Annotated in this window: 35 protein-coding genes; 8 read left to right on the top strand and 27 right to left on the bottom strand. The window is 69.7% G+C overall.

The window, feature by feature from the left end; translation table 11 throughout:
- Positions 1-205: 205 nt before the first annotated feature.
- The 5 genes from BMZ45_RS09890 to BMZ45_RS09870 form a co-directional block, all read right to left on the bottom strand.
- Complete coding sequence (locus BMZ45_RS09890; RefSeq protein ID WP_091635679.1) at positions 206-706, bottom strand: hypothetical protein; 501 nt, start codon at positions 704-706, stop codon at positions 206-208.
- A gap of 103 nt (positions 707-809) precedes the next feature.
- Entirely contained in the window at positions 810-1,076 is a 267-nt protein-coding gene (gene minE, locus BMZ45_RS09885) for a cell division topological specificity factor MinE (RefSeq protein WP_056173045.1), read from the bottom strand.
- A 2-nt stretch (positions 1,077-1,078) separates the two neighbouring features.
- Complete coding sequence (gene minD / locus BMZ45_RS09880) at positions 1,079-1,888, bottom strand: septum site-determining protein MinD (RefSeq protein WP_055901526.1); 810 nt, start codon at positions 1,886-1,888, stop codon at positions 1,079-1,081.
- A 25-nt stretch (positions 1,889-1,913) separates the two neighbouring features.
- On the bottom strand, positions 1,914-2,696 hold the full coding sequence (minC, locus tag BMZ45_RS09875; RefSeq protein WP_091635676.1) for a septum site-determining protein MinC: 783 nt from the start codon (positions 2,694-2,696) through the stop codon (positions 1,914-1,916).
- Complete coding sequence (locus BMZ45_RS09870) at positions 2,693-3,307, bottom strand: GNAT family N-acetyltransferase (protein ID WP_056173054.1); 615 nt, start codon at positions 3,305-3,307, stop codon at positions 2,693-2,695. Before BMZ45_RS09870 ends, minC begins: the two co-directional genes overlap by 4 nt.
- Before the next feature lie 193 nt (positions 3,308-3,500).
- Here BMZ45_RS09870 and BMZ45_RS09865 point away from each other — a divergent pair, with 193 nt between their 5' ends.
- The 5 genes from BMZ45_RS09865 to BMZ45_RS09845 all read left to right on the top strand — a co-directional run bounded on the left by BMZ45_RS09865 (position 3,501) and on the right by BMZ45_RS09845 (position 8,267).
- The gene (locus BMZ45_RS09865; protein ID WP_091635673.1) at positions 3,501-4,706 is read left to right on the top strand and encodes a sensor histidine kinase; all 1,206 of its coding nucleotides are present in this window, start codon (positions 3,501-3,503) and stop codon (positions 4,704-4,706) included.
- Positions 4,703-5,380 carry a response regulator gene (locus BMZ45_RS09860; protein ID WP_056173064.1) on the top strand — a complete coding sequence of 226 codons (678 nt, stop codon included), beginning with the start codon at positions 4,703-4,705 and terminating at the stop codon, positions 5,378-5,380. The genes BMZ45_RS09865 and BMZ45_RS09860 overlap by 4 nt, the downstream gene beginning before the upstream one ends.
- Positions 5,381-5,823: 443 nt before the next feature.
- A complete protein-coding gene (locus BMZ45_RS09855) occupies positions 5,824-6,900 on the top strand; it encodes an SRPBCC family protein (protein WP_091635670.1) in 1,077 nt (358 codons plus the stop codon).
- 320 nt (positions 6,901-7,220) lie between these two features.
- Positions 7,221-7,589: a DUF423 domain-containing protein gene (locus BMZ45_RS09850; protein ID WP_091635666.1), complete on the top strand. Its 369-nt coding sequence runs from the start codon at positions 7,221-7,223 to the stop codon at positions 7,587-7,589.
- A 3-nt stretch (positions 7,590-7,592) separates the two neighbouring features.
- Positions 7,593-8,267, top strand: a complete 675-nt coding sequence (locus BMZ45_RS09845; RefSeq protein ID WP_091635663.1) for a DNA-3-methyladenine glycosylase family protein — start codon at positions 7,593-7,595, stop codon at positions 8,265-8,267.
- Positions 8,268-8,563: 296 nt separating this feature from the next.
- Here the strand turns inward: BMZ45_RS09845 and BMZ45_RS09840 are convergent, their stop codons facing one another.
- From BMZ45_RS09840 to BMZ45_RS09785, 13 genes are all read right to left on the bottom strand, one after another.
- The gene (locus BMZ45_RS09840) at positions 8,564-9,268 is read right to left on the bottom strand and encodes a class I SAM-dependent methyltransferase (RefSeq protein WP_091635660.1); all 705 of its coding nucleotides are present in this window, start codon (positions 9,266-9,268) and stop codon (positions 8,564-8,566) included.
- Positions 9,265-10,356 (bottom strand): acyltransferase family protein, encoded by a 1,092-nt coding sequence (locus tag BMZ45_RS09835; protein WP_175489023.1) that lies wholly within the window; start codon positions 10,354-10,356, stop codon positions 9,265-9,267. Before BMZ45_RS09835 ends, BMZ45_RS09840 begins: the two co-directional genes overlap by 4 nt.
- Positions 10,357-10,448: 92 nt before the next feature.
- Positions 10,449-10,934, bottom strand: a complete 486-nt coding sequence (locus tag BMZ45_RS09830) for a metal-dependent hydrolase (protein WP_091635656.1) — start codon at positions 10,932-10,934, stop codon at positions 10,449-10,451.
- Between the two features lie 4 nt (positions 10,935-10,938).
- On the bottom strand, positions 10,939-11,373 hold the full coding sequence (locus BMZ45_RS09825) for a GNAT family N-acetyltransferase (protein ID WP_091635653.1): 435 nt from the start codon (positions 11,371-11,373) through the stop codon (positions 10,939-10,941).
- A 7-nt stretch (positions 11,374-11,380) separates the two neighbouring features.
- Positions 11,381-11,686: an NIPSNAP family protein gene (locus tag BMZ45_RS09820; RefSeq protein ID WP_091635650.1), complete on the bottom strand. Its 306-nt coding sequence runs from the start codon at positions 11,684-11,686 to the stop codon at positions 11,381-11,383.
- 69 nt (positions 11,687-11,755) lie between these two features.
- Positions 11,756-12,556 carry a M15 family metallopeptidase gene (locus BMZ45_RS09815; protein WP_091635648.1) on the bottom strand — a complete coding sequence of 267 codons (801 nt, stop codon included), beginning with the start codon at positions 12,554-12,556 and terminating at the stop codon, positions 11,756-11,758.
- A 9-nt stretch (positions 12,557-12,565) separates the two neighbouring features.
- Complete coding sequence (locus BMZ45_RS09810) at positions 12,566-13,111, bottom strand: hypothetical protein (protein WP_091635645.1); 546 nt, start codon at positions 13,109-13,111, stop codon at positions 12,566-12,568.
- Between the two features lies 1 nt (position 13,112).
- Entirely contained in the window at positions 13,113-13,259 is a 147-nt protein-coding gene (locus BMZ45_RS21645) for a hypothetical protein (RefSeq protein WP_175489022.1), read from the bottom strand.
- A gap of 44 nt (positions 13,260-13,303) precedes the next feature.
- Positions 13,304-13,486, bottom strand: a complete 183-nt coding sequence (locus tag BMZ45_RS09805) for a DUF4177 domain-containing protein (RefSeq protein ID WP_091635643.1) — start codon at positions 13,484-13,486, stop codon at positions 13,304-13,306.
- Entirely contained in the window at positions 13,483-13,671 is a 189-nt protein-coding gene (locus BMZ45_RS09800) for a hypothetical protein (RefSeq protein ID WP_056173091.1), read from the bottom strand. Before BMZ45_RS09800 ends, BMZ45_RS09805 begins: the two co-directional genes overlap by 4 nt.
- Positions 13,668-14,039, bottom strand: a complete 372-nt coding sequence (locus BMZ45_RS09795) for a hypothetical protein (RefSeq protein ID WP_091635640.1) — start codon at positions 14,037-14,039, stop codon at positions 13,668-13,670. Before BMZ45_RS09795 ends, BMZ45_RS09800 begins: the two co-directional genes overlap by 4 nt.
- A 12-nt stretch (positions 14,040-14,051) precedes the next feature.
- Positions 14,052-14,915 (bottom strand): SPFH domain-containing protein, encoded by an 864-nt coding sequence (locus BMZ45_RS09790; RefSeq protein WP_056173098.1) that lies wholly within the window; start codon positions 14,913-14,915, stop codon positions 14,052-14,054.
- A gap of 262 nt (positions 14,916-15,177) precedes the next feature.
- Positions 15,178-16,095 carry a hypothetical protein gene (locus BMZ45_RS09785; RefSeq protein WP_091635637.1) on the bottom strand — a complete coding sequence of 306 codons (918 nt, stop codon included), beginning with the start codon at positions 16,093-16,095 and terminating at the stop codon, positions 15,178-15,180.
- 106 nt (positions 16,096-16,201) lie between these two features.
- On the opposite strand from BMZ45_RS09785, the gene purT reads away from it, so the two are divergent.
- Together purT and BMZ45_RS09775 are read left to right on the top strand one after the other, a co-directional pair.
- Positions 16,202-17,401, top strand: coding sequence for a formate-dependent phosphoribosylglycinamide formyltransferase (gene purT / locus BMZ45_RS09780; RefSeq protein WP_091635634.1), 1,200 nt, complete (start codon positions 16,202-16,204; stop codon positions 17,399-17,401).
- Positions 17,402-17,450: 49 nt separating this feature from the next.
- A complete protein-coding gene (locus BMZ45_RS09775) occupies positions 17,451-17,870 on the top strand; it encodes a hypothetical protein (protein WP_091635631.1) in 420 nt (139 codons plus the stop codon).
- A gap of 890 nt (positions 17,871-18,760) precedes the next feature.
- On the opposite strand, the gene BMZ45_RS09770 is transcribed toward BMZ45_RS09775, so the two are convergent.
- From BMZ45_RS09770 to BMZ45_RS09755, 4 genes are all read right to left on the bottom strand, one after another.
- Complete coding sequence (locus BMZ45_RS09770; protein ID WP_091636387.1) at positions 18,761-19,984, bottom strand: endonuclease/exonuclease/phosphatase family protein; 1,224 nt, start codon at positions 19,982-19,984, stop codon at positions 18,761-18,763.
- 109 nt (positions 19,985-20,093) lie between these two features.
- Positions 20,094-20,537, bottom strand: coding sequence for a hypothetical protein (locus BMZ45_RS21640; protein WP_091635629.1), 444 nt, complete (start codon positions 20,535-20,537; stop codon positions 20,094-20,096).
- A gap of 166 nt (positions 20,538-20,703) precedes the next feature.
- Complete coding sequence (locus BMZ45_RS09760) at positions 20,704-21,033, bottom strand: hypothetical protein (RefSeq protein WP_091635626.1); 330 nt, start codon at positions 21,031-21,033, stop codon at positions 20,704-20,706.
- A 116-nt stretch (positions 21,034-21,149) separates the two neighbouring features.
- Positions 21,150-21,893 (bottom strand): arginyltransferase, encoded by a 744-nt coding sequence (locus tag BMZ45_RS09755; RefSeq protein ID WP_091635623.1) that lies wholly within the window; start codon positions 21,891-21,893, stop codon positions 21,150-21,152.
- A 138-nt stretch (positions 21,894-22,031) separates the two neighbouring features.
- On the opposite strand from BMZ45_RS09755, the gene BMZ45_RS09750 reads away from it, so the two are divergent.
- Positions 22,032-22,673, top strand: coding sequence for an EF-hand domain-containing protein (locus BMZ45_RS09750; RefSeq protein ID WP_091635621.1), 642 nt, complete (start codon positions 22,032-22,034; stop codon positions 22,671-22,673).
- 159 nt (positions 22,674-22,832) lie between these two features.
- Here BMZ45_RS09750 and BMZ45_RS22195 read toward each other — a convergent pair whose 3' ends face one another.
- From BMZ45_RS22195 to BMZ45_RS09730, 5 genes are all read right to left on the bottom strand, one after another.
- Positions 22,833-23,963, bottom strand: coding sequence for a sigma-70 family RNA polymerase sigma factor (locus BMZ45_RS22195; protein WP_091636384.1), 1,131 nt, complete (start codon positions 23,961-23,963; stop codon positions 22,833-22,835).
- 29 nt (positions 23,964-23,992) lie between these two features.
- Positions 23,993-24,163 (bottom strand): hypothetical protein, encoded by a 171-nt coding sequence (locus BMZ45_RS21635; RefSeq protein ID WP_175489021.1) that lies wholly within the window; start codon positions 24,161-24,163, stop codon positions 23,993-23,995.
- Positions 24,164-24,435: 272 nt separating this feature from the next.
- The gene (locus BMZ45_RS09740) at positions 24,436-25,272 is read right to left on the bottom strand and encodes a hypothetical protein (RefSeq protein ID WP_091635618.1); all 837 of its coding nucleotides are present in this window, start codon (positions 25,270-25,272) and stop codon (positions 24,436-24,438) included.
- 1 nt (position 25,273) lies between these two features.
- Positions 25,274-26,173, bottom strand: coding sequence for an acyl-CoA thioesterase II (gene tesB / locus BMZ45_RS09735; protein ID WP_091635616.1), 900 nt, complete (start codon positions 26,171-26,173; stop codon positions 25,274-25,276).
- 92 nt (positions 26,174-26,265) lie between these two features.
- Positions 26,266-26,838 (bottom strand): N-acetylmuramoyl-L-alanine amidase, encoded by a 573-nt coding sequence (locus BMZ45_RS09730; protein ID WP_091635613.1) that lies wholly within the window; start codon positions 26,836-26,838, stop codon positions 26,266-26,268.
- Between the last annotated feature and the right edge of the window lie 34 nt (positions 26,839-26,872).

Below are 26,872 nucleotides of genomic sequence, written 5' to 3'. Positions count from 1 at the left end.
GGCGAAGGATCGCACGGGTGCGCGGGCCGCCAGGCCGCGCAAAGCGGGTACCCATTGGATCGACCGTGCCAGGGACGGTATCGGATGCGGGGCTGTAGCGAGCCCCAATGCGTGCGCCCGGAGGGCGTGCGCGACGGCCGCGGTGGCCGTCGCCGGGCAGCGCCTGCGGGCGCGCTGCGCGGCGGCGCCGCGGTAGTCGACGGGATCAGGCGGTCGGCGTCAGGGACGACGTCGGCAGCAGCAGGACCCGCTGGGCGGCGTCGGCCAGGCCGCGCTCGTGCAGCCATTGCCAGGCCGCGTCGGCATCGTGTTCGACATAGGCCCGCGCCGAGCCCAGGCGGAAGGTATAGCCCCAGGCGTCCATGTCGGCGAGCACGCGCTCGCGACCCACGCCGGGCAGGGCCTCGCCGAGCAGGCTCTGCAGCACGCACACGGCGTCTTCTTCCTCGACCGAATCGGTGGCGTCGGTGTGCACCGCGGCGCGGCGCGGCGGCGGCAGCACGATCAGATGCGCGGCCTCGTGCAGCAGCGAGTGCACCGGCGTGTCGGCGCGCGCGTACACATCGCTGCCGATCAGGCCGGCCTCGCATTCGCCCCAATAGCTGCCCGGTATGGGCTCGCCGTCGGCCACCCGCACCAGGCTCAGTCCGTAGCGCGCGAGCAGGGCGGCGACGGCGTCGAAGTCGATGTCGGACAGGGTGAGCATGGAGCGGGTAACGAGCGGCCGGTAACGAGCAACTGATATGCGCGCAGCGCTTTTGCCGCTGCTCGCTACTGGCTACTCATCTCTGGTTACTGGCCGCTCCGCTTCACGCCTGAGCGGGATTGGTCCGGTCGGGCAGGGCCACGGAGATGTCGAGCACGTCGTGCTCGCCTTCCTTGACCAGGTCCACCTTGACCGACTCGACGTCGACGTTGACGTACTTGCGGATCACCTCGAGCAGCTCGCGCTGCAGCATCGGCAGGTACTCCGGGCCGCCGCGACCGGCGCGCTCGTGGGCGACGATGATGCGCAGGCGGTCCTTGGCGACCGAGGCGGTCTGCTTCTTGGCCAGCAGGAAGTCGAACAGTCCCATGCTCAACCTCCGAAGATCTTGCTGAAGAAGCCTTTCTTTTCCACTTGCACGAAGCGCATCGGACGGGTGTCGCCGAGCAGGCGCGCGACCGCGTCGTCGTAGGCCTGGGCTGCGTCGGACTCGGTTTCCAGGATCACCGGCTCGCCCTTGTTGGAGGCGTTGAGCACGTCGCCGGATTCCGGGATCACGCCGATGGTCTTGAGGCCGAGGATTTCCTCGACGTCGCCGACGCTGAGCATCTCGCCGGTTTCCACGCGCTTGGGGCTGTAGCGGGTCAGCAGCAGGTGTTCCTTGACGCGCTCGCCGTTCTCGGCGCGGCGGGTCTTGGACGCGAGCAGGCCGAGGATGCGGTCGGAGTCGCGCACCGAGGACACTTCCGGGTTCACCACCACCACCGCCTGGTCGGCGAAGTACATGGCCAGGAACGCGCCCTTCTCGATGCCGGCCGGGGAGTCGCAGACGATGTAGTCGAAGCCCTCGGCGATCAGATCGTCGAGCACCTTCTGCACGCCTTCCTTGGTCAGCGCGTCCTTGTCGCGGGTCTGCGAAGCGGCCAGCACGAACAGATTGTCGAAACGCTTGTCCTTGATCAGCGACTGCTTGAGCGTCGCTTCGCCGTTGACGACGTTGACGAAGTCGTACACCACACGGCGTTCGCAGCCCATGATCAGGTCCAGGTTGCGCAAACCGACGTCGAAGTCGATCACGGCGACCTTGTGGCCGCGGCGCGCGAGGCCGCAAGCGACGCTGGCGCTGGTCGTGGTCTTGCCGACGCCGCCCTTGCCCGAGGTGACTACGATGATTTCGGCCAAGTTGTATTCCTCCTAAAGTGCGGCCTCAATCCAGCGCCGCGATCATGATTTGTTCGTCTTCGAGCCAGACCTGCACAGGCTTGCCGCGCAGGGTCTTGGGAATGTCTTCCAGCACTTTGTAGTGGCCGGCGATCGCCACGAGTTCGGCATAGAACTCGCGGCAGAAGATGCGCGCCTGCGGATTGCCTTGCGCGCCGGCCAGGGCGCGCCCGCGCAGCGGGCCATAGATATGCACCGAGCCGTCGGCGATCACCTCGGCGCCGGCGCCGACCGCGGTCAGCACGGTCAGGTCGCGGTTTTCGGCGTAGATCTGCTGGCCCGAGCGCACCGGCGCGGACTGGATCAGTCCGGGCGCGGCCGCGGCGGCGGCCGGCTTGGCCGGCGCCGCGGGTGCCGGGGCTTCGCGACGCGCCGGAGCGGGCGCGGCGGCCGGCGCGGCGGGTGCCGGCGCGGCTTCCTCGTCGCCGCGCTCGTACTGGGCGCGGAACTTGGCCAGCAGCGGCAGGCCCAGCGCTTCGGACAGGCGCTCGGTCTCGCTGGTGCCGTAGGCCAGGGCGACCGGCAGCACGCCGGCGGCGCGCAGGCCATCCAGCAAGGCCTGCGCGGTGGCCGCGTCCGGGGTATGGCTGAGGCCGCCGAAGTCGATCACCACCGCGGCGCGCCCGAACAGCTTGGGTGCGCGCTGCACGCGGCCGCGCATTTCCTCGATCAGGCGCGCGACGTCGAGCGTGCGCACGCGCAGGTTGGCGATGCCGACCTGGCCGATCTTGAGTTCGCCCGCCTGTTCGTAATCCACCGCCACGCTCATGGGCAGGTGCCCGTCGGGCGCTGCGCCAGGGAGTCGTCGTGGGCGAGGGCGATGCGCGGACGGGTCAGCCAGGGCTGGTCGGGCAATTGGTCGCCGTAGGTGTCGCGCACCCAGGCGTAGCTGCACAGGGGCTTCATCAGCATCGCCGCGCGCACGTCGGCCTCGGCCATCACGTGCTGGCCGACTTCGCGGAAGCCGAAGCTGCCGTGAAAGAGCAGGGCCGGGTCGTTGCCACCTTCCAGGAACACCTCGCAGGCCAGCTGCGGGTAGCGCAGCTCGGCATAGCTCTGGGCGTCGGCATAGAACGCGCGACCGACGCCGCCGCCGCGACGGCGGCTGGCGACCACGATGCGGTCGATATAGAAAAAGTCCGGATAGCGCTCGCGGAACCAGCGGAAATTGCTGCTGTCGTGCTCGCAATGACTGCCCATGCCGATCAGGAAACCGGCCATGGTTCCGTCGCGCTCGGCGACCCGGAAGTACTCGGCGCGGTCGAAGAAGTGGCGCAGTCTGGCTGCATCCAACGGCAGGATGGCGGGTCCGGCGGCGTTGTTCAGTGCAAGGACGGAATCCAGCTCGTGCTCACGCACGTCGCGGACGACGATCGACATTCCGGGCTCCAGTATTCGAAGCCGGCCACGAAATAGGTGGCCGGCGGGCCGATTATCGCATGGCAGCCCCCTCCGGGCGACCGCCGCGGTGGTCGGGCGGCGAGATGCCGAATCGGGCCGCTGGACGGCGCCCTCAGGCGTTCCATTACTTTCGGACGGCTCCGGGGCGGGCCGCAGCCGTTAGCATGCGTTCATGCTGGCACGCCTCACCCATACCCGATTGCTGCGCTATGCGGGCCTGTTCACGTGGGGCCTGCTGGGTTGCTGGCTGCTCTCGATCTGGCTGGACCCGGGCTATTTCCAGCTCGAGCCGGGCCAGTCGCTGGTGCCGGTCTACCTGCAGGTGCTGCGCTGGGTCGCGGTCTACCTGACCTTCGGCGTCGTCTATTGGTGGATCACCCGTTCCCTGGGCGAACGCCAGACCGGCGTCGTCGATCATCTGTTGCTGCTGGTACTGACCGGCTGCGCGATCGGGGTCAGCTACTACTCCAATACCGGCCTGGGCAGCGTGCTGTTCATGGTCATCGCTGGCCTGCTGCCGTGGATGCTGCCGCTGCGCGTGGGCATCGTCTGGCTGCTGGTGGGCAACCTGGCGATCACCCCGGTGTTCGTGCAGGCGCTGGACATCCCGCCGCTGGTGGCGGTGCTGCAGTCGCTGCTGTACATGGGCTTCTCCAGCTTCGTGTTCGTGACCGCGCTGGTCGCCCTGCAGCAGACCCAGGCGCGCGAGGAGCAGCGCCGCCTCAACGCCGAACTGCGCGCCACCCGCGCCCTGCTGGCCGAGAGCGCGCGCATCAACGAGCGCACCCGCATCTCGCGCGAGCTGCACGACCTGCTCGGCCATCACCTGACCGCGCTGAGCCTGAACCTGGAGGTCGCCGGCCACCTGTCCGACGGCCGCGCCAAGGAACACGTGCAGCAGGCGCATACTCTGGCCAGGTTGCTGCTGACCGACGTGCGCGAAGCGGTCAGCCAATTGCGCGAGAACGGCGCGATCGACCTGGCGGTGGCCTTGCGGCCGCTGGCCGAAAACGTACCCGCGCTCGATATCCGCATGGACATCGAGTCCCCGCTGACCCTGGACGATCCCGAGCGCGCCCACGTGCTGATGCGCTGCACCCAGGAAATCATCACCAACGCCGTGCGCCACGCCGGCGCGCGTCATCTCGACATCCAGGTGCGTCGCCACAAGGACTGCATCGTGATGGACGCGCGCGACGACGGCCACGGCGCCGACAATCCCGTCTCCGGCAACGGCCTGCGCGGCATGCGCGAGCGTCTGGTCCAGTACGGCGGCGATCTGCGTATCGAAACCCGGCCGGAGGCGGGCTTTTGCCTGCATCTCATGTTGCCGGCCTCGGCGGCTGCGGCCGCCGCCTGTGAAGGAGTCACCGCATGACCCCCAGCTCCGACAATGCCCGTCCCGCCCGCACCATCCGCGTCCTGCTCGTCGACGACCAGACCCTGGTACGCCAGGGCGTGCGCTCGCTGCTGGCGCTGGCCGAGGGCATCGAAGTGGTCGCCGAGGCCGGCGACGGCCGCCAGGCGGTCGAGATCGTCCCGCAGGTGCGTCCGGACGTGGTCCTGATGGACATGCGCATGCCGGTGATGTCCGGCCTGGAGGCGCTGCAGGCCCTGGCCCGGGCCGGCAACCTGCCGCCGACCATCATCCTGACCACCTTCGACGACGACCAATTGGTGCTCGCCGGGCTCAAGGCCGGTGCCAAGGGCTACCTGCTCAAGGACGTGTCCCTGGAGCAGTTGGTCGGCGCGATCCAGGCCGTGGCCGACGGCGGTTCGCTGGTGCAGCCGGCGGTGACCCAGCGCCTGCTGTCGGGCCTGGAGCACATGCGCAACGATTTCGTCAGCCTGGACCGCCCGGATCCGCTGACCGAGCGCGAGACCGAGATCCTGCGCCTGATGGCCGGCGGCTTCTCCAATAAGGAGATCGCCAACTCCCTGGGCGTGGCCGAGGGCACGATCAAGAATCACGTGTCGAACATTCTTTCCAAGCTCGGCGTGCGCGACCGCACCCGGGCCGTGCTCAAGGCCTTCGAGCTGCAGCTGGTCTGATCGTCGGGCGTCCGGCCCGGCGCAGCGCGCCGGGCGTTCGCGGCCGTGCGAGCCGGTGGCTCGCACGCGACGGCCGCTCCCCAAACTCGGCGTGCGCGACCGTACCCGGGCGTGCGCAAGGCCTTCGAGCTGCCGTGGGTCTGAGGCTTGCGATCCACCGGCCCGGCGCGGCCGCCGGGCCTCGCCGGCAGGGCCTTAGCGCGCCCGTTGCGCCCACTATCCGGCCCCGATCGATGCGCCTGGCGACGCGTTCGCTGCGCGTCCTCGCACCGTGCTTTGCCGTAGCTTGCGATTTCGCCGGACCCCGGTCCGGGCCGTGCCCCGGCCCCGGCTTGCCCGCATCGGCCGGTTGCGACGTATGACTGCCCCGATTGCAGCTTCCTTGATACGATTGTGGGTCTGCGCCCCGGCCCGATCCGGGTCCCGGCCTTGGAGAAACCTGAATGACCCGTCTGATCGAGTTTTTGATTTCCCTGGCGATCGTCGCCGTGCTGTTCCTGGTCGTCGGCGTCGTGCTGCCGTCCAGCCGCCACCTGTCGCACTCGGTTGAGACCAACCGCAAGATGACGATCGTGTTCGACACCTTGAACAGCCTGCACCGGTTCAAGGATTGGAATCCGCTGGTCATGAAAGACCCGAACATGCAGCTGAAGCTGGTCGGCCCGGATGCCGGCGTGGGCGCGCGCCTCGAGTACTCCTCCAAGGAAAAGAACCTGGGCGACGGCAGCTGGGAAATCACCGCTTCCGAGCCGGGTAAGCGCGTCGCCTACAAGATCGACGACATCCTGCGCGGCAACAACAAGCGCACCGAATTCACCCTGCGTCCGACCGGCCGCAACAACCGCAACGTCGAGATCACCCAGACCTACGACGTCGAATACGGTTGGAACATGCTGGGCCGTTATTCCGGTCTGTACGTCAGCAGCAGCGTCGGCGAAGACATCAAGCTCGGCCTCTCGCGCCTGAGCAACATGCTGGCCGCGGTGCCGAACCTCGACTACGCCGACCTGAGCAAGGACAACCCGGCCAACAAGCCGAAGTTCGTCCAGCGCGAATCCGAGAACCTGCTGATCGTCACCGCCGCCGTGGACCGCGACAACGCCAAGGTCCAGGCCCAGATGAACAGCAACATCGAGTGGATCAAGAAGGTGATGGCCGCCAATGGCCTGGAAGCCGCCGGTCCGGTGCGCATCATCACCAACGAGTTCGGCACCGAGACCTATTCGTTCGACGTCGCCCAGCCGGTGCGCAAGATCGGCGCGACCGGTCCGGCCACCGAGCTGAAGGTCAACCTGGAAGGCCCGGTCAAGTCGGTGTTCCTGGGCCCGGCCAAGGTCGCCACCGTCCCGTTCAAGGGCCACATGGCCAACCTGGCCAAGGTCCGCGACGCACTGCGCGCCTGGGCCATGACCCAGGGCGACGAGACCATCGACCGTCCGTACGAGACCTGGAAGGCCGGCGTCGAGAAGAGCTTCACCGAGGAAGGCGACTACGACGTGTACTGGACCGTCAAGGAATAAGCTTTCCGGCCATGCGCTATACCGAACGCGCCGCGGATTCCGCGGCGCGTTTTTTTATGGGGTCGTTCGGCGGATGGATCGGCTCCAGCACCGGAGTGGCGATCGCGGCTTACGCCGCTCCCGCAGAAAGCGGCGACGCGGCTTCGGCTTTCTGTGGGAGCGGCGTAAGCCACGATTCGTTACCGGTGGAATTCGACTGGCCACGCAGCCGCCGAACACGCCCAAACCCGAACTCACCGCCACACCGAATCGCAAGCTGCGCCGCTTGCCACGCGCACCCCGCCTGCTATCGTGCCGACACGCACGAGCGGACCCTTCGCATGACGTCGCCCACCTCCACGCTTCCTTCCACGCGCGCGCTGGCCGTCGCCGGCGCGCTGCTCGCCGCGCTGTCGGTGGCGCTGTCGGCGTATGCCGCGCATGTCGCCGACCCGACCGCGCAGTCGCGCCTGCAGATGGCGGCGCTGTTCGCCTTCGGTCACGGCATCGCGTTGGCCGCGCTCGCGCCCGCGGCCGCGCGCCGGCTGGCGCGGATCGCGCTGGCGACGTTGCTGATCGGCGTGCTGCTGTTCGCCGGCGGCCTGGCCTCGGCCTACTTCTTCGGCACCAGCACGCGCATGCTGCCGTTCGGCGGCAGCCTGATGATCCTGGCCTGGCTGCTGTACGCGGCCGACGCGGCGAGGCGCTGAGCCATGCCGCGCCACAGCCGCGGCTTCGACACCGAGGCCGCCTACGCCCATCTGGCCAAACGCGATCGCAAGCTCGGCGCGTGGATGAAGCGGGTCGGCGCGATCGCGCCCGACCCGCGCTGGCGCAAGCGTTTCGATCCTGTCGACGCGCTGGCGCGCGCGATCCTCTATCAGCAGCTCAGCGGCAAGGCCGCCGCGACCATCGTGGGACGGGTCGAGGCGGCGATCGCCAGCGACCGTTTCCATTGCGACACGCTGGCGCGTTGCGACGACGCCACCATCCGCGCCTGCGGCGTGTCGGGCAACAAACTGCTCGCACTGCGCGATCTGGCGGCGCGCGAATCGCGCGGCGAGATTCCGGATCTGCGCCGCATGAGCGTGATGGACAACGACGCCATCGTCGAGGCGCTGGTGCCGATCCGCGGCATCGGGCGCTGGACGGTGGAAATGATGCTGATGTTCCGGCTAGGCCGCCCTGACGTGTTGCCGGTGGACGATCTGGGTATCCGCAAGGGCGCGCAGGCGGTGGACAAGGCCGCGCTCATGCCCACGCCCAAGGAATTGATCGAGATCGGCGAGCGCTGGGGCCCGTACCGCACCTACGCCAGCCTGTATCTGTGGCGCATCGCCGACCTGGCGGCGCCGAGCAAGACCGAGACCAAACGCTCGCAGGATTGATCCCCCGCGCCCCATAGGATGCGGTGAGCGCAGCGAACCGCATCATCGCGCCCACGCACCTAGGCAATTTCCGCCACGCAACGCGATGCGGTTCGCTACGCTCACCACATCCTACGAGCGTCGGCGCCAGGCAAGGTCCGCAGGAACCGATTCCGCGATCCGGATCAACCCGGTCGGTCCGCATTCGGACGCATTCCGTAGGATGCGGTGAGCAAAGCGAACCGCATCATCGCGACCCACACACCTTCGCGGGTTCCGCCGCGCGATGCGATGCGGTTCGCCACGCTCACCGCATCCTATGGTTGCGGATGGGCGCTACGAGTGCGAATCGGCTCGGCGATCAGGATCAACGAGGCCGGCTTGCCGGTGTGCGGATGCAGCGGTTCCTCCAAGGCGACGGTGCGCAGGCCGCAGCGCGCGAGCAGGGCCAGCCAGCCGCCCAGGGTGCGGAAGTACCAGGGCGCGGGATCGGCGAAGTCGCCGTCGCAGCCGGCCCAGGAGCCCGCGCGCCAGCCCTCGGCATAGGGCGGATCGCCGCAGCCGACGATCGGGTGCAGGGTCTGCACGATCGCGCGGCCGTCGGCGTGCAGCAGGCCGGGCAAGGCAGCCAGCAGGGTCTCGACCTCGGCCTCGCCGATCAGGGAGAAGTTGCACACCGCCAAGTCGTAGCGCGCGTCCAGCGCGCCTTGCGCGATCTGCGCGTAGGACAGCGCGAGATAACGTTCGCCACCGCCGGCCGCGCGCGCCGCGTCGACCAGTGCCGGCACCGCATCCACGGCGGTGACCGCGATGCCGCGCGCGCCCAGCGCGCGCGCCAGCCAGCCTTCGCCGCAGCCCAGGTCCAGCAGCGTGCGCGGCGCCTGCCGCAACACCGCGTCCACGATCGCGGCGTCGGTGACCAGGCGCCGGCTCTCGATGCCGCCCGCGCGCACGCTGTGCGTCCAAGGCGCGGCATTGCGGTGCCAGGCCGCGAGCACCGCCTCGTCGTCGGACGCGCTCATTCGCGTTGCGCCGCGGCCGGCGCGATGGCGGCGTCGTCGGCCACCGCCGGCGCATGCGGATCGCTGCGGCCGCCGAAGCGCGATTTCAGACGCAGCGCCGGGCGTTCGACCAAGTGCCAGGACAGTGCCGCCAGCATGCCCGCGATCAGGGTCGCCCACAGGGTATTCATCAGCGGCCCGGTGCTGGGCGCGTAGTACTGCACCAACTGCTGCGCGGGCCAGCCGTACAGATACAGCCCGTAGGACAGATCGGTGCGGCGGATCTGCGGCAGCCGTGGCACGAAGGCCAGGAACAGCGTGGTGTAGCTCAGGGCGACGAAGTAGCCCAGGTAGTAGTAGCTGCCGCCGCGCAGCAGCGCGGCCGCCGCCAGCACCGCGACCAGCAGCCACCAGCGCAAGGGCACGCGGTCGCGGTTGACCCAGGCCAGGCTGCCGGTGAGGAAGTAGGCCGTGCAGTACAGCCAGTTGATCTTCTCCGGCGACAGGCTCTGGCCGCCGTATTTGGCGAAGCCGAACACCAGCAGGCCCAGGCACAGCAGGTTGAAGCGCAGGCGCGGCAGCAAGCGCAGCAGCCCGATCAGCGCCAGCCACAGGTACAGACGCACTTCGATCGGCAGCGACCACAGCGAGCCGTTGATGGCGTGGCTGGGCAGGGTCTCGAACACGCCGGGCAGAAAGTACTGGGTGTCGCGGCTGAGCAGGGCGTTGGCGCTCAGGTATTTCCAGGTGACCGGCGAACGCCAGTAGTCGGCCGCGGTGCTCAGCAGCGGGCCCAACACCAGCACCGACAAGGCCACGCACACGATCAGGGCCGGGAAGATGCGCAGCGCGCGCGCGGCCAGATACCCGGGCAGGCGGTTGCGCTCCAGACTGGCCGCGATCAGAAAGCCGCTGATGACGAAGAACATGTCCACCGCGATGCCGCCGGCGAACTTGATCCGCACCAGTTGCAGCAGCAGGTCCTGGCCGCCGCTGGCGGTGACCGCGTAGCTGTGGCCGTAGATCACCAGCCAGGCGGCGACCAGGCGGATCAGGTTGAAGTTGTTGCGGGGCTGGGCGTGGCCCTCGGCCAGAGTGCGCGGCGTCATGAGTGGTGATCGGGTGGGAGGCGGTCGCCGAACACAGCGGGTCCGACCCATTGTGCCCGAAGCGGGCCGGTCGACGCCGCGGGCGCGGCGGCTTACTCCAGGCGGTTCCAGGCCGCCCGCACGACCATGAGGCCGATGCCGCACAGCCCCAGGCCCACGCACCACAGATGCAGTTCGTCCACGGAGATCCAGCGCAGCAGCGGATTGGCCGGCGACAGCGGCCAGGCCGGCTGCATGTCGTAATGCATGATCGCGTCCAGCAGCACGTGCGAGTAGGTGCCGATCAGGCCGCCCGCGAACGCGGCGCGCCAGGTGAACGGCGCATGCGGGATGCGCAGCCAGCGCAGGCAGGTCGCGCTGATCGGCCGTCCGATCGCGCCCGCGAGCAGACCGATCAGCAAGGCGCCGAGCAGGCTGTGGGTGCGGCCGTGTAGGACGGCCCAGCCGCGCAGAATGCCGATCAGCGGCTCGATGTCCATCAGCACCTGCGCGCCGCCGAACACCATGAAACTGAAATGGCGCCCGCCGATGGCCTTGAAGGCGAGACCGGGGCCGAGGTGGATGGGGGTGAACGGCATGCGCTCAGTCGACCCGATCCAAGGGCAGGCCGACCACCACCATCGCCGCCTCCTGGCCGCCGACCGAGGCGTACAGACCGCGCGCGGCGGCGTTGTCGAGTTCGGTGCCGACCCAGGCCTCCGTGCAGCCCAGGGCGCGCGCATGCGCGATCAGGGCCTGCAGCAAACGCCTGCCGATGCCGCGACGCTGTTGCGCCGCGCTCACGCCGACCTCGTTGATCCACAGCGCCGGCGCCTTGTCGGGGTGCACGTAATGCAGGGCCGAGGCCATGCCGACGACCACGCCGTCGAGCAGCGCGACCGCGAGATGGTGGCGCGGGTCGGCGAAGAACTCGCCGGCCCAGCGCGGGTCGATGGCGTGGTCGAACACGTCGGCGGCGACGCGCTCCAGCACCGCGATCTCGTCGCGGCCGAGCAGGCGCACCTCGACCTCGCTCATCGCGCGCTCACTCGAAGACCGGGCGGTAGAAGCTGCGTTCGTAGCTGAGGAAGCAGCGCGTGTCTTCGTAGTAGCGCATCGCGGCCTGGCAGTCCGGGTCCTGCGCGGCGCGGCTGCGGTAGCGCTCGTACTCGGCCAGGCTGGGGAAGGAGAACAGCGCCAGGGCGATGTTGCTGGGGCCTTCGCCGGGCAGGAAGTAACCGTGGTGGGTGCCGCCGAAACGCGCGACCAGCGGAATCCACATGCGCGCGTAGGTTTCGAATTCGGCCAGCTTGGCCGGGTCCAGCACGTAGCGCAGATAGCAGGTGATCAAGGCGGCACTCCCGGAGCGGCGCGCGCGGCGCGGGCCTGCATCCTAGCCCGAGGCCACGATGGCGACGAGTCAGGGCGCGGCGAAGCGCCAGTGCCAGGGTTCGTAGACGATGCCGTGCGGATTGTCGCGCGGGTAGCTCATGACGAAGCCGTAGCCGCCGGCCTGCGCGCGCAGCCAGGCGAAGGCGGCGGTGCGCTCGAAGGATTCCTCCGCCGGCGGTTCGTCGGGCGCGCCGATGTCCAGGGCCAGGCCGGAGTGGTGCTCGCTGTAACCGGGCGCGGCGTTGACGGTGAGGATCTGTTCGACGCTCTGGCCGCGCGCGAGCTTGCGTTCGAAGATGCCCAGTTGGTAGTCGTGGCTGCGGTAGCCGGAGATCGCTTCCAGCACCACGCCGTCGCGCAGCGCGGCCGCGTGCAGGTGGGCCCAGGCGCGCGCGGCCAGCGGATGCAGCCACAGCGGGCGGCGGTAGCGGTCGTGGCCGGCGAAACCCAGGCGGTCGGGTTCGGGCACCAGCGCCAGGCCGGTGCGCTCGCCGTAGCCCTCGTCCAGGCCCAGCGCGTGCAGGCGTTCTTCCAGGCGATCCAGCGGCAGCTCGCGCACGCGCTCCAGACCGGCGCGGCGGCTTTGGCTGTAGTGCTCCAGCGCGTCCAGCGCGGCGTCCAGGCCGGGCTCGTGGCCCAGGTGCGGGATCAGCGGCAGCAGGCCTTCGGGCAGGTCGGCGGCGAGGTACTGGCCGTCGCGCTTGCGCCGCAGCACGTGGCGCGCGCGCGCCAGCGCGCGCGCGTCGTGGTTGCTGCGCGCGCGCAACAGGCCGCCGGGCCAGAGCTCGATCTCGGGCGTGTTGATCAGTACCGGAACTATGCCGCGCATGCGCGCAGGTTAACGGCTGCGGGCGCGCCTTGCCACGTCCTGCAGCGCCTCCAGCAGAGCCTGCGGTTGCTCCAGCGACAGCAGCAGCGAGGGCCCCTCGTCGCGCTCGGGCAGCCACAGCACGCGCCGGCGCTGGGTCAGCAGGTAGAAAGCCTTGCGCCAGCGATCGCGCATGCGGAACCAGCCGGCCTGGTAGCCGGGCAGGGCGGTGCCGAAGGTCTTGATCGAGGGGCGCAGGCCGAGGTGTTCATCGAGGTCGACGATGCGCGCGCGTTCCAGGTCCAGCTTGGCCACCGCGACCCGCACGGTATGCGGCCCGGCCTTGACGATGAGCAGGCCGGATTCCAGTTCCACCGACCGGCGCCGCGCGCCCAGCCAGATCAGGCCGCCGACCAGGGCCAGCACCGGCAGCGCGATCCACAGCAACTGCAGCACCTTGGGATCCTGCGGCGCGCGCAGCACGGCGAAGACGATGCCGATCAGCACCAGCAGCAGCGAGACCGCGGGCACCAGCGCGGCGCCCGGTCCCGGTGCGGACACGGCGTAGCGGCTCATCTCAGCGCAGTTGCAACAGCACGCCGGCCATCAGCGCGGCCGCGGACAGCGCGAGCAGCGCCACCGTGGCCAGGCGCGCGAGCGGCGCCGGACGGGCCTCGCCCTGGCGCGGATAACGGCGTTCGATCAGTTTGACGATGTGCAGCATGACGGGCTCCCAGGTAGTGCGCGGCGGCGATTCGCCGCCCGCGGTCAGGCCGGCTTCTTGAAGTACAGCCAGGTGCTGGAGTTGTTGGAATTGTGAGCGACCGTGACCAGCTCCCAACCCAGGGCGCCGCGCTTGTCGAGCTCCTCGCGGATGCGGTCGAAGGCGGAAGCGCCGAACAGCTGCAGGCCGATCTCGGTGACGTGGTATTTCCATTGCGTGTGGTTCATGCGTCGTCCGTTCCTTCAGGGTTTGCGGGTTTTGGGTGGGGCAGCCTTCCGGCCTTGCGCAGCGCGTCGCGCAGCAGGTATTCGATCTGGGCGTTGAGCGAGCGCAGTTCGTCGTCGGCCCAGCGCTGCGCCGCGGCCAGCACGTCGGCGTTGATGCGCAGCGGGTAGGCTTTCTTCTCGCTCACCGGCGGCCGGCCCGTTCGTCGTCGCGCGGCTTGCGGTAGTCGCGCTTGGCCCGGGCCAGCGCCAGCATCAGGGCCACGGCCAGGCCGTTGACCGCGACCAGCAGCGCCACGGTGACCCACAGCGTGCGGCCGTCGTCGCCGTGCGCCCAGTAGTAGCCCAGCGCGGATACGAAGATCGCGATCGCCATCAGCGCCAGCAATCGTGCGAAACGCGCGGCGGTGGCGGCCGGATCGCGCAGGCGCGAGGCATCCAGGCCGTTGAGCAGGTGCAGGTTGCCGCGCGCGACCAGCACCGCGGCGATCAGGATCGGCAGCCCGCTGACCACGATGATCGCGGGCAGCAGCAGCGCTTGGGTGGACGGATCCATGCGTGCCTCGCCTCAATACAGGGTGCCGGCATTGACGATGGGCTGGGTGCTGCGGTCGCCGCACAGCACCACCAGCAGATTGCTGACCATCTGCGCCTTGCGTTCTTCGTCGAGCTGGACCACGCCGTTCTTCTGCAGCTCGGCCAGCGCCATTTCGACCATGCCGACCGCGCCGGCGACGATGCGGGTGCGCGCGGCGATCACCGCATTGGCCTGCTGGCGCTGCAGCATGGCGTGGGCGATCTCGGGCGCGTAGGCCAGGTGGCTGATGCGCGCGTCGTTGACCTGCACGCCGGCGTCGGCCAGGCGTTCGGCCAGCTCGTCCTTGAGGTGCTGGGAGATTTCGGCGGCGTGGCTGCGCAGCGCGAACTGGCCGTCCTCGTGCTGATCGTAGGGATAGCTGGTGGCCATCGCGCGCAGCGCCGACTCGGACTGGATGTGGACGAAGCTTTCGTAGTCGTCGACGTTGTAGACCGCCTCGGCCGAATCGACCACCTGCCAGACGATCACCGCGGCGATCTCGATCGGGCTGCCGTCGAGTTCGTTGACCTTGAGCTTGCCGCTCTCGAAGTTGCGCACGCGCTGGCTGATCTTCTTCTTGGCGTAGAAGGGGTTGTTCCAGCGCAGGCCGTTGTCCTTGACCGTGCCGACGTACTTGCCGAACAGGCTGAGCACCGCGGCCTGGTTGGGTTCGACCTTGTACAGGCCGGTCAGGGCCAGGAACACCAGGATGCCGACGACGATGGCGGCGCCGATCTGCAGGTCGGCCTTGGCCGCGACCCCGCCGATGAACAGCCAGAAGCCGAAGGCGCCGACCAGCAGTAGGAACAGCAGGGTCGGGATCCCGGGCAGGGAGTGGGTCGGGTTCTCTTTCATGGCGCGTGCTCGCGTCGTCGGTGGGTTCGACATGTGATATCAAAACGATATCAAGTATCGCAAGCGGTTTCGGACGAGCGGTAGGGCGCCTGATCCGGGTCCTGAGGGTAGGAGCGGCGCCAGCCGCGACCACGACCCCGCACGGTGCGGCGCAGGATCGCAGGCGGAGGGGCGATGGGAGGTTGAACGGCGTACGGGACCGAGGCGCCGGCGTTTCACTTGCGCGGTCGCGGCTTGCGCCGCTCCTACAGGGAGGCGGGGGCTAGGGCGTGATGCGGTACAGCGGCGCCGGCACGAATTCGCCGGTCGCGTACAGGCTGCGGCCGTCGGCGGACCAGCCCAGGGCTTCGGCCTGCGGCAGCCAGGGCAGGGTCAGTAGCTTCGGCGGCGCGGCCACGGCCGCGCTCCAGCTCTGGCCGCCGCGGCGCGGGTACAGCAGCAGATAGCGGTAGGTCATCACCGCCAGGGTGCGGCCGTCGGGCGAGACGTCGGCGGCGGTGACCTGGCTTTGCAGGCGCGCGCTGCGCGGGTTGCGCTTGAGGGCCTCGGCGCTGGGCTGCGGCACCCCGGCCAGGGCGCCGCTGCGTTGCGCGGTGAGCAGGCCGGTGCCGGCCGGGCGCAGCGGCAGGGTGAACAGTTCCGGCGGCTGGCGCTTCTTGGAGATCAGCAGGATGCGGCCATTGGCGGCGTCCACCGCCACCGCCTCGCAGTCGCGCGCGCCGTCGGGCCAGCGGAACGCGATCGACCAGGCCGGACGCAGGCGCGCGTTCTCCAGCTTGGCCGGCTCCTCGACGATGTGCAGTTGCAGGCTGCGCCGCAGGCCGCCGTTGTCGCCGGTGTCGGCGATCAACAGATAGTTGCGGCCGCCCAGGCGGAACGAGGAAACGTCTTCCCAGTCGGTCTTGGTCACGCCCTCGATGCGGAAGGTGGCCAGACGCTCGCCGTCGTCGGCGACCGCGAACAGGCGTTCGGGATTGCCGCCGTCGTCGATCATCCACAGCACGCCGGGGTGGCGGCGCGAGGCGGCCAGGCCGCTGATCTCGTCGAGCTGGCCGTCGACCAGGATGCCGCTGAGCTCGCTGCCGGATTCGCCGGGCTCGTGACGCGCGCAGGCGCTCGCCACGGCCAGGGCTGCGGCAAGTACGACGGCGCGCAGCGGTAGCGGCACGGAACGCGGCATGCCCACAGCATCGCATGCGGCCCCCGCGTCGATACAGATCCGGACCCGGTCGGGCGCGCGGAAAGTTAGACTAGCGTCAGCCTACGGCCCCCTCTCAGGAACGCGCATGATCACCCTCGGTACGCCTTTGTCCCCGCACGCATACCGCGTGCTGCTGCTCGGTTCGGGCGAACTCGGCAAAGAGGTGGCGATCGAACTGCAGCGCTACGGGGTGGAGGTGATCGCGGCCGATCGCTACGCCGACGCGCCGGCCATGCAGGTCGCGCACCGCAGCCACGTGCTGGACATGCTGGACGGCCAGGCCGTGCGCGCGCTGATCGCCGCCGAGCGGCCGCATCTGATCGTGCCCGAGATCGAGGCCATCCACACCCAGACCCTGGTCGAGCTGGAACAGGAATTCGCCGAGCGCGGCACCCACACCCGGGTGATCCCGACCGCGCGCGCGGCGCGCCTGACCATGGACCGCGAAGGCATCCGCCGCCTCGCCGCGGAAACCCTGGGCCTGCCGACCTCGCCCTACCGCTTCGTCGACACGCTGGACGATTACCGTGCCGCGGTCGCCGAGATCGGCGTGCCCTGCGTGGTCAAGCCGGTGATGTCGTCCTCGGGCAAGGGCCAGAGCCTGGTGCGCAGCGCCGACGACATCGACAAGGCCTGGGACTACGCCCAGACCGGCGGCCGCGCCGGCGCCGGCCGGGTCATCGTCGAGGGCTTCATCGATTTCGATTACGAGATCACTCTGCTGACCGTGCGCCATGTCGGCGGCACCACCTTCTGCGCGCCGATCGGCCATCTCCAGCGCGACGGCGACTACCGCGAGAGCTGGCAGCCGCAGCCGATGTCGACGCGCGCGCTGGCGCGCGCGCAGGGCATCGCGCGCGGCATCACCGACGACCTCGGCGGTTGGGGCGTGTTCGGCGTGGAGTTGTTCGTGAAGGGCGACGAGGTCTGGTTCAGCGAGGTCTCGCCGCGCCCGCACGACACCGGCCTGGTCACCCTGATCTCGCAGGACCTGAGCGAGTTCGCGCTGCACGCGCGCGCGATCCTGGGTCTGCCGATTCCGTTGATCCGCGAGCACGGTCCGTCGGCCTCGTGCGCGGTGCTGGCGCAGGGCCACGGCGTGCCGGTGTTCAACGGCGTCGACGCGGCCTTGAGCCAGGCCGATACCCAGCTGCGCCTGTTCGGCAAGCCGCGCGTGGAAGGTCAGCGCCGGGTCGCGGTGACGCTGGCCCTGGCCGAGGACATCGACGGTGCGCGCGAGCACGCGCGGCGCGCGGCCGCGGCACTGGACATCGAGCTGCGCTAGGCGCATCCATCCTTCATTCGAACCACGATCCTGACAGGGGGATCCGCCCATGGAAGAGTCCCGAGGCTACGCCGTATTCCTTTTTCCGCAGGCGATGGAGGCGTTGGGCGAGGCGATCAAGCCGTATCTGCTCGACGGGCCGGCCGGGCCGCATGTGCTGTGTCGTGAGATCGACACGGCGGGTGCGCTGATCGAGATGACCTTGGAGATGCAGACCAGCGAAGGTCGGCCGGTGTCGTTGGAATTGATGGTGCCGACCAGCATGGTGCGCATGATCGTGTCGGCGCGCAGCGACGAGGCCTTCGGCTTCGGGCCGCGGCCGGTGCATGCGTCGCATGCGGCATCGGCGCCGGCGGTGGTGGTGCCGGCGACGCCGGCTCCGGCGCCGACTCCGGCTGCGGCTGCGGCTCCCGAGGCGACTCCTGCGGTTGATCCCGTGCCGGCGGCGGCGAGCAAGCCCGAGGCTTGAGCTGATCCTGGGATCTGAAGTTGGCTCTGGCTCGTCGCTTCTCGCTCTTTGAATTCGCTTAGGTTTGGCTGTCGCTCGTCATCGCCGCGAAGGCGGGCTCGGCTTTGCTTCGGCGGAGCCGGAGGTCCAGTGCGTTTGGCGTCTTCCTGCCCGCAAGGCTGCGTCTTGCTTCTGGCTCCCTCCTTTGGAAAAGGGTAAAGCCGTGCGGCTTACGAACCGCGGGTTCGTGCGCGATTGAACGTCGGCAGGCACTTGCTCCTAGCTCCCTCCTTTGGAAAAGGGTGAAGCTGCGCGGCTTACGAACCGCAGGTTCGCGCGTGGCTGAACACTAGCAAGCTATTGCTCCCAGCTCCCTCCTTTGTAAAGGGAGGGTTGGGGAGGATTTGCTGTTGCTTTGCTGTCGTCTTTTCTGACCGAAGGTCAAAGGCTTCCGCCTGCTGCGCATGCGGGTCACTTTCTCTTGCTAGCCCAAGAGAAAGTAACCAAAGAGAAGGGCTAGCGTGACCAAAGCTCCCCTGCGGGTTCGGGGCTGGCGGCGTGATTTTTCGAATGGACATCCTTGTCCATTCGAAAAACGGCGCGCGTCCTGCGCGCCGCCCTTCGGGTCTACGGTTGTCTGTGTGAGTGCGGTGCTTTTGGACTTCAATGCCGCGGCAACGGCAACGGCAACGGCAACGGCAGCAGCAACAACAACAACAGCAAGTGCCAGTGCAACTGCAACTGCACCGCAGCCGCAGCCGCAGTCGTAGTCACAGTCGCAGCCGCAGCCGCAGCCGCAGTCGCAGTCGCAGCGATAGCGTCCCCTCTCCCGCTTGCGGGAGAGGGTTAGGGTGAGGGGAGTGCAGCGCCGAAGGCGCGAATGCCTTCGCGCTATGCCGGATGCGGGGCGGTTACGGCTTGCCCAGGTCGATCCAGACCAGGTGATGGTCGCTGCCGTCGGCGATCGCCGCGTCCGCGCTTTCGCGTGCGGGCCAGAACACGCCCGTGTCGAGTACCTTCAAACCGCGCGAAGGCAGCACGTAGTCCAAACGCAGGGTGCCGGACTTGGGGCCGAAGTCGCCGGTGTGGGTGGCGGTGTCGCCCTTGCGCGGGAAGCCGTAGTCGGCTGCGCGTTGCGGGGCGCCGGCGCTGCGCGGCACGTGGCCGGCGTCGACGCGCGGATGGTCGAGCAACTGCGCGATCGCGCCGCGCGCGCCGTCGCCGTCGACGGGATCGGCGTTCATGTCGCCCAGGATCACGAACGCGGCATCGGCGGGCAGGCCGCCGCACCGGCCGCGGTCGTCGCACAGCCAGGGCTGGTCGGTGGCCGACAGATACTCGGCCCACAGCCGCAGCTCGTCGTGGTTGCGCGCGCCGTTGCGGTCCTCGGGGCCGTCGAACACCGGCGGCGTCGGATGCGAGGCCAGGATGTGGATGACGCCCCGCGGCGTGCGCACAGGGACGTCCCAATGCGACTTCGAGGACAGCCGCAGCTGCGACCAGATCGCGGGCGGATACCAGGGCGCACCGCTGGCGGGATCGCGCGGCTGGCGCGCGCCGGGCAGGGCGCTCCATTTCAGCAACTGGAAGCTGCGCGCCTGGGCGGTGTCGATCGGGTAGCGCGACAGCAGCAGCATGCCGTACTGGCCGGGGTGCAGGCCGTAGCCCCAGGCGTCGTTGCCGCGCGCGCGACCGTCGCCGCCGACGCGGCCGTCGTGGTCCAGGTCCAGGCCGCTGGGCACGCCGGTGTTGACCGGCGCGAAGTAGCGATAGGCGTAACGCAGCGGTTCGCCGCCGTGCTGGGCGACGTCGAGATAGCGCTGCTGGAACAGATCGGCGGCGCGGCCGTCGGCGTCGTAATCGAATTCGTTGAGCAGGACCACGTCCGGGCGCACGCGCTGCAACACCGCGGCGATCTTGCGCGCGCCGGCATCGTCGCCTTCCAGGCGGCGCACCAGGCCGCCATCGGCGTCGTCGTACAGCGAGGTGTTGTAGGTGGCGATGCGCACGCCGGCGGTCTCGCTCATGGTCCCGGCCTGCGCCGCATTGGGGCCGCCGTGGACCTGGACGCGCACGCAGCCGACGGCGAAGGCGGCGAGCAGGAGGGGGATCAGCAGGAAGGGGCGGTTGCGCATGGCGCGCATGATCGCATGCGTGCGTGCGCGATCGATGACAGGCCCCGCGGCGCCGCAACGAAAAACGCCCCGGCGGACCGGGGCGTCGTTCGCAACGGGCTGTCGCGTATTACAGGGCGCAGCCGTAGGCGCCGAGCGCGGTCTTCATCTGGTCCAGCGCGGTCTTGCAGGTGCTGGCCAGCGCGGCCTTGGAGGCCGGGTTGGCGGCGGCCTGCTTCCACGCGGTGCGGCTGCTGTCCAGACCGGTCTGGAACATCGCGCGCTGATCGGCCGGGACCTTGTCGGCCAGGCAGGTGTTGACCTTGCTCAGATAGTCGTCGCACTCGGGGATGCCGACGCTGTCGGCGGCCGCGACCGCGGCCGGCGCGGTTTCGGCCGGAACCGAGGTGGCGGTGGGCGCGGCCACGTCGGTCGGCGCGGTTTCGGCCGGCGTCGAGGTGGCGGTGGCGGCGGCCGGATCGGCGGCGGCGTCGGCCGGCTTGTCGGCCGGCTTGGTGCAAGCGGCCAGCGCCAGGGTGCAGGCGGCGGCCAGGATCAGAGCGGTGTGCTTCATCGAATATCCCCGTAATGAATGGTAGGCGGCGGCTCCATGCCGAACACAGTGCCGACTCGGTCGTGCGTACACGACGGGCCACTAGGTACACGAGTCGGCGAAGTTGTGTGTTAGCGCCTCGTAAAACGGCATCGCTCGGGCCACGCACGCGCGACCGGCGCGGGCCTCACATCGCGCAGCCGTAGCGCGCGTATTCGTCCTTGGCCTGCTCTTCGGCGATGGCGCAGGCCTGCGGCAGGGCGGCGCGGTGGACCGGGTTGGCCAGCGCCTCCTTCCAGGTCGCGTATTCCTGGGACACGCTCGCGCGCAGCGGCGTGCGCTGCGCTTCGGGCACTTTCTGGTTGATGCAAGCGGCGACCTTGGCCAGGTATTCGTCGCATTGGACGACGCCGATCGCGTCGTCGATCTTGCCGCCGCTGCCGCTCGCGGGCGAGCAGGCGGCGAGCGACAGGCAGGCGGCCGCAATAGCGGCCAGGGACCAGGCGGATGAGTTCATGACGAGGGCTTCGCAGGGGTTCGTGGGGCGCGGGATCCGTCGCCGCGTCGCGCATCCGGTCGGCGTCGCGATGCGCGCGTCGAATCCGAAATCCCTGCCTATGTAAAGGAACGCGGTTACAGCTTGATGAAGTCGCGTATGTGCAGATCGCGCCACTCGTGGCCGTCGAAGCCCTCGAGCGGACGGAAGCGGCGCTTGTAGTCCATCTTCGGATGGCCGGCGATCCAGTAACCCAGGTACAGGTGTTCGCGGCGTTCGCGCTTGGCCCATTCGAGCTGGCGCAGGATCGCCAGCGTGCCCAGACCGCGCTCGGCCAGGTCGGGGTCGTAGAAGGTGTAGACCGCCGACAAGGCGGTATCGACCACGTCGGTCACCGCCACCGCGATCAGGCGACGCTGCTCGCGCAGTTCCAGGAAGCGGCCTTCGCTCCAACTGCCGATCAGGAACTGGTCGAACTCGGCCGCGCCGTGGCCGTCCATGCCGCCGCCGGCATGACGCGCGGACAGGTAGCGGCGGTACAAGGCCAGGTGTTCCTCGGTGCGTTCGGCCGGGCGCACGCGCATCTCGACTTCGGCGTTGCGCGCCAGGCAGCGGCGCTGGCTGCGGTCGGGCGCGAAGCGGTCGACCGGAATGCGCACCGCCACGCAGGCGCGGCAGCCGGCGCAGTGCGGGCGGTAGACGATGTCGCCGGAGCGGCGGAAACCCCAGCCCAGGGCGTGCGGGTACCAGGCGCGCAGGCGCGGATCGCGCGGGTCCAGCACCAGGTCGCGGGCGACGCGCTCCGGCCAATAGCCGCAGGCGTGCTCGCCGGTGTGGAACAGGCGCAGGTCCTCGCTGTCCGGCTGCGGTTGGGTGCCCATGGGGCCAGCATAGCGCCGTCCCAGCGCCGTGGCGCTAGCGCTGCGTTCACGTTTCCGGCATCGGCGTGTCAACCGACCGCCGGCGCGGGCGTTGACCACTGCATCGGCGCCGCCCGGCGCCTTGCAGGAGCCACCGCAATGAAACGTTCCACCTTGCTGGTCGCCGCGCTGGCGGCGGTAGTCGCCGGCGCCGCCCTGGCCGCGCCGCAGGGCGAGGGCCCGGACCGCCCGCAGCGTCCCTCCCTGGACCGCAACAACGACGGCGCCATCGATCGCGCCGAAGCCGCGGCGATGCCGCGCCTGGCCGAGAAGTTCGACGCCCTGGACAAGAACGGCGACGGCCGCCTCAGCGCCGACGAGCGCCCCTCCCACCGCGGTCGCGGCGGCAAGGGCGGCCACGGCGGCCATGGCCGTCACGGCGGCATGGGCGGGCTGATCGGCGCCGACGCCGACGGCGACGGCCGCATCAGCCAGGCCGAAGCGGCCAAGCTGCCGAAGCTGGGCGAGAAGTTCGCCCAGATCGACGCCAACCGCGATGGCTACGTGGTGCGCAGCGAGCTGCGCAGCTACCACGAGCGCGAGCGCCCGCAGCGCGAGGCCGAGCGCGCCAAGCGTTTCGACCAGCACTTCGCCGAAGCCGACCTCAACCACGACGGCAAGCTCAGCAAGATCGAAGTCGGCGAGAAGATGCCGCGCCTGGCCAAGGCCTTCGCCTTCATGGACGAGGACCGCGACGGCTATCTGACCCGCGAGGACCTGCGCCCTACGCCGCGTCGCTGATCGGTGGCCGCTGCCCAAAGCGTTTTACGTTGCACCCAGCAGTAGTAGCGAATGGAAGGATTGCCCCTCCAGATTCCCGTGCCGCGTCCCGCGGCACGGGTCTTTTTTTGCGCGCGGGTTTTCCTGCGCGCGATCGCGTCCAGGGCCTGAGGCGAAGCCTTACAGCCGACCGGACTGGATCAGACCCGCGATCAGTCCGCCCACCCCGCAGCCCACGCCGATGACCACGCCGATCCAGGCCTGGATGCGTTCGCAGCGCCGCCGGCGCGCGGCCGCGACCGGATCGCGCGCGGCTTCCAGAGCGTGACGGCGGCGCAGGATGCGCGGCTGCACCACCGCGGTCTGCCACAGGATCACCACGATGAAGCCCAGTGTGGTCAGGCTGGGCAGCCACCAGCCGCCGCCGCCGCTGTGCGCGATCAGCAGCAGCGCGGTCACGAACGCGATCGAGACCAGACCGCAGATCACCGCGCTGCGCACCAGCGCGTAACGCTCGGCGTCGTCGATCGCGCCCTTGAGCTGCTTGCGCAGGCCCAGGTAGATGCCGGCGAACGCCGCCACCACCGCGATGCCGATGCTGCCGGCCGCGCCCAGCACGATCTGGCCGAAGGTCTTGGCGCCGGCCGCCGCGCCGGCGGTGAGCAGGCCGGCCGCGGCGGCCGGCGGGCTGGCGACGGTGAGCGCGGTCGCGACCATGGTGGTGAAGGCCAACGAGGGCGCGCTGTCGACGGCGAAACGGCCGAAGCGCGCCAACATTTCCTCGCGCACGCTGGCGCGCGCTCGCGACAGGCGCTTGCGCACGGCGGCGTCGCTGAGGCCCAGCAGGGACGCGACCTGCTGCGAACTCTGGCCTTCGCGGTAGTACAGCAGCAGCACTTCGCGGCTGTCGTCGGGCAGGGCCGAGATCAGATCGGCGGCCATGTTCTGGCGCTCGTCGTCGAGCAAGCGCTCGCAGGGATTGGGCTGCGGGTCGGCCGCGGCCTCGATCGCCGCCTCGACGTCGTCGACCCCGCGCGGCGCGCGCCGCTGGCTGCGCAGGTGGTCGCGGGCGAGGTTGCGGGTGATCTGACGCAGCCACGGCAGGAAGCTGGACGGGCTCTGCAGCCGGCGCAGGTTCTGCCAGGCGCTGAGGAAGGCCTCCTGGGCGATGTCCTCGCTGGCCGGCACGTCGCGCACGATCGCCAGCGCGATCGCGGTGACCGAGTTCTGGCAGGCGGCGACGATGCGCGAATACGCGGCGCGATCGCCGGCCGCGGCGGCGGGCAGGTCGGCATCGATGGCATCGATCAGGCCGTCGGCGGCGGGGGTCGGGTAGGCGCTCAACGCAGGCAGCTCAGGCAGGCGGGCAGGGCGGCGACGGTCGGGTGGCCGTCGAGCGCGCCCAGGATAGCCAGTACCGCGGCGATCGCGGCGACGAGCAAGGGGCCCAGGACGTCGAGGAGCGCGGCGAGGGCGAGGCAGGCGGCGGAGAGAGGGGACGAGGTCGTCATGGCGGGTCCGGGCGGGGATACCTGGACCGGGACGACGGAGGGCGGCGGATGTGACCGGGGGGCTGCGGGCTCTTACAGCCTAAGAGCAAATCCTCCCCAACCCGCCCAGCCTGCAGGCGTTCAGCCGTGCACGAACCTACGGTTCGTAAGCCGCACCGCTTCACCCTTTTCCAAAGGAGGGCGTACCTGCGCAAGGAGGCGGAACCGCTTCCCCCTTTGAAAAAGGGGGATTGAGGGGGATTTGCTTTTAGCGCTTTCGCGCAAGAACCCCACTACATCGCGACGTGCTTGAGCGTCCGCGCCACCTGCCACTGCCCGTCCACCGACTTCACTTCCAGCGTCTTGTACGCGGCCGACATGCGATGGTGATAGGCCTCGTACTCGATCGTGCCGGACTCGCGGGTCTGCGGGCGGAAGGCCTTGACGTCGACCAGCAGCGCCGGGTGTCCGGACGCGCGATGCACGCTGCCCTGCTCGTCGTCGGGAATGCGCACGCACTCCGACAGCGGCACCACGCGACGGCCGCGCAGCCGCGCCTGCATGGCGTCGATCATGGCCTTGGACACGTCTTTGCCGTCGATCGACAGGCACAGGGTGTCGATCGGCGCGGCCTTGCTCAGCTCCTTCACGAACACCGCCGCCGCCAGCGGCTGCGGGATCGCCGCGACCGAGCCGTCGAGCGGGTGCTGGGCCAGCGCCGATTCGGCCGGGTCTTCGCGCAGCGAATGCACGATCGCCAGCACCAGTACCAGCACGATGCCGCCGAGCAGGGCCAGCTTGATCCGGAACGCGCGTTGCTGCGCCGGGTTGCGCGCGGGCGCGATCTGCTCCGGGGCGCGGAAACTGATCGCCGAATAGCCTTCGCCGCCGCGGGTGGAATCGATCAGGCCGGCCGCGCGCAGGATCTCGCGCGCGCGCACCTGATCCTCGGACTTGACCACCCACACCGCCGGCTTGGGCGAATCGTTGTCGCTGTAGCTGAAACCGCTGCGGCGGTTGCCCTTGTAGGAGCGGTTGTGGGTGACCCGCACTTCGATGTCGGCGTCGCGCAGCATCTGCGCCACCGACTCGACGTTTTCCAGGCGCGCGCTCGAAAAGACCTGTCTCATCTCAGTCCTTCGACGGCACGTGGGCGGCCGCGGTGGCGTCCTGCACGACCCGGATCAGGCCTTCCTGCGCGGTGCTCGCGACCAGATGGCCGTGGCGGTCGTAGATCTGCCCGCGCGCCAGGCCGCGTCCGCCCTGGGCGCTGGGGCTGTCGATCGAGTACAGCAGCCAGTCGTCGGCGCGGAACGGGCGATGGAACCACAGCGCGTGATCCAGCGAGGCCATCTGCACGTTGGGCTGGTAGTAGCTGATCCCGTGCGGGAAGGTCGCGGTGCCGAGCAGATGGAAATCCGAGGCGTAGGCCAGCAGCGCGCGGTGCAGCTCAGGCGCGTCGCCGACCGGCTCGCTGAGGCGGAACCAGACCTGCTGATAAGGAGGGCGCTTGGGCGGATTGAGCTCGTCGCGCGGATAGACGTGGCGGAACTCGAACGGGCCCTGGCGCGACAACCAGCGCTGGACCTTGGTCGGCAGCGTGGCCATCACCTCCGGCGGCACCGCCGGCGCCGGCGCGATGTCCTCGGGCTTGGGCACTTCCGGCATCGACAGCTGGTGTTCGCCGCCGTCCTCGTCCTTCTGGAACGAGGCGGCGAGGAAGAAGATCGGCTGGCCGTGCTGGATCGCCGTCACCCGCCGCACCGAGAAGCTGCCGCCGTCGCGGGTGCGGTCGGCCTGGTAAACGATCGGGGCCTCGATGTCGCCGGCCTTGAGGAAGTAGGCGTGCAGCGAATGCGCGCTGCGCGGCGCCTCCAGGGTGGCCTGCGCGGCCGACAGCGCCTGGCCCAGCACCTGGCCGCCGAACACGTACTTGGTGCCGATGTCGCGGCTCTGGCCGCGGAACAGGTTGTCTTCCAGCCGCTCCAGCGACAGCAGTTCGATCAGTTCGGAGACGGGCGATGAAGTCATGGGGCGTGCGCGGCAGGGTCGGTACGGTCCGGAAGTATACGGCGCGCCCCGCCGGGGCCTGCGGGCGCCGGTGCGGGCGCGGGGGCTGCGGCTCAGGCTTCGGGGCGCAGCCGCTGCAAGCCGCAGGCGTCCAGCACCCGCGGCCACGGAAAGCGCGGTCCCGGGTCCAGCTTGCGTTGCACCCGCACGCTCGGATCGTCGCTGGCCTCGACCCGGGTGGTGTCCAGGTCCTCGTGGCCGGCGATCCAGCGCAGCGCGGGCAGCTGCGCGCGCAGTTGCGCCAGCAGCGCGATCAGGGCCTCGATCTGGGCCTCGGTGTAGGGCTCGTCCATGGCCTGATGGCGCGAGTCCAGCCAATGCGGGTAGCGGCCGCTGTTGACCAGCTCGATCCCGACCGAGCGCGGGTTGTAGCCGCGGGTATGGTGGGCGACCCGCAAGGGCTCGACGTAGCGGTGCAGGCTGCCGTCGCGATCGACGTAGTAGTGGCCGCTGTTGCCGGTGCCCGAGGCCGGGTAGAGCACGCGCTCGCCGTACTCGCGCGCGGTCGCCAGATCGGGCAGTTCGGTGCAATGGATCACCACCAGATCCACCGTCTCGGCCGCGCGCGCGTCCAGCAGGGCCTCGTAGGGCAGGGGTTCCACGCGCGGCGGCGAAAGGGGCGGCATGGGGGCGGATGCTAACATTCGCCTTCGCACCGGA

It is taken from the genome of Lysobacter sp. cf310 (assembly GCF_900114355.1).
Lineage (GTDB): Bacteria > Pseudomonadota > Gammaproteobacteria > Xanthomonadales > Xanthomonadaceae > Lysobacter.
The sequence above is the reverse complement of the archived record's forward strand: the minus strand, read 5'-3'. Positions and strand labels throughout refer to the sequence as shown.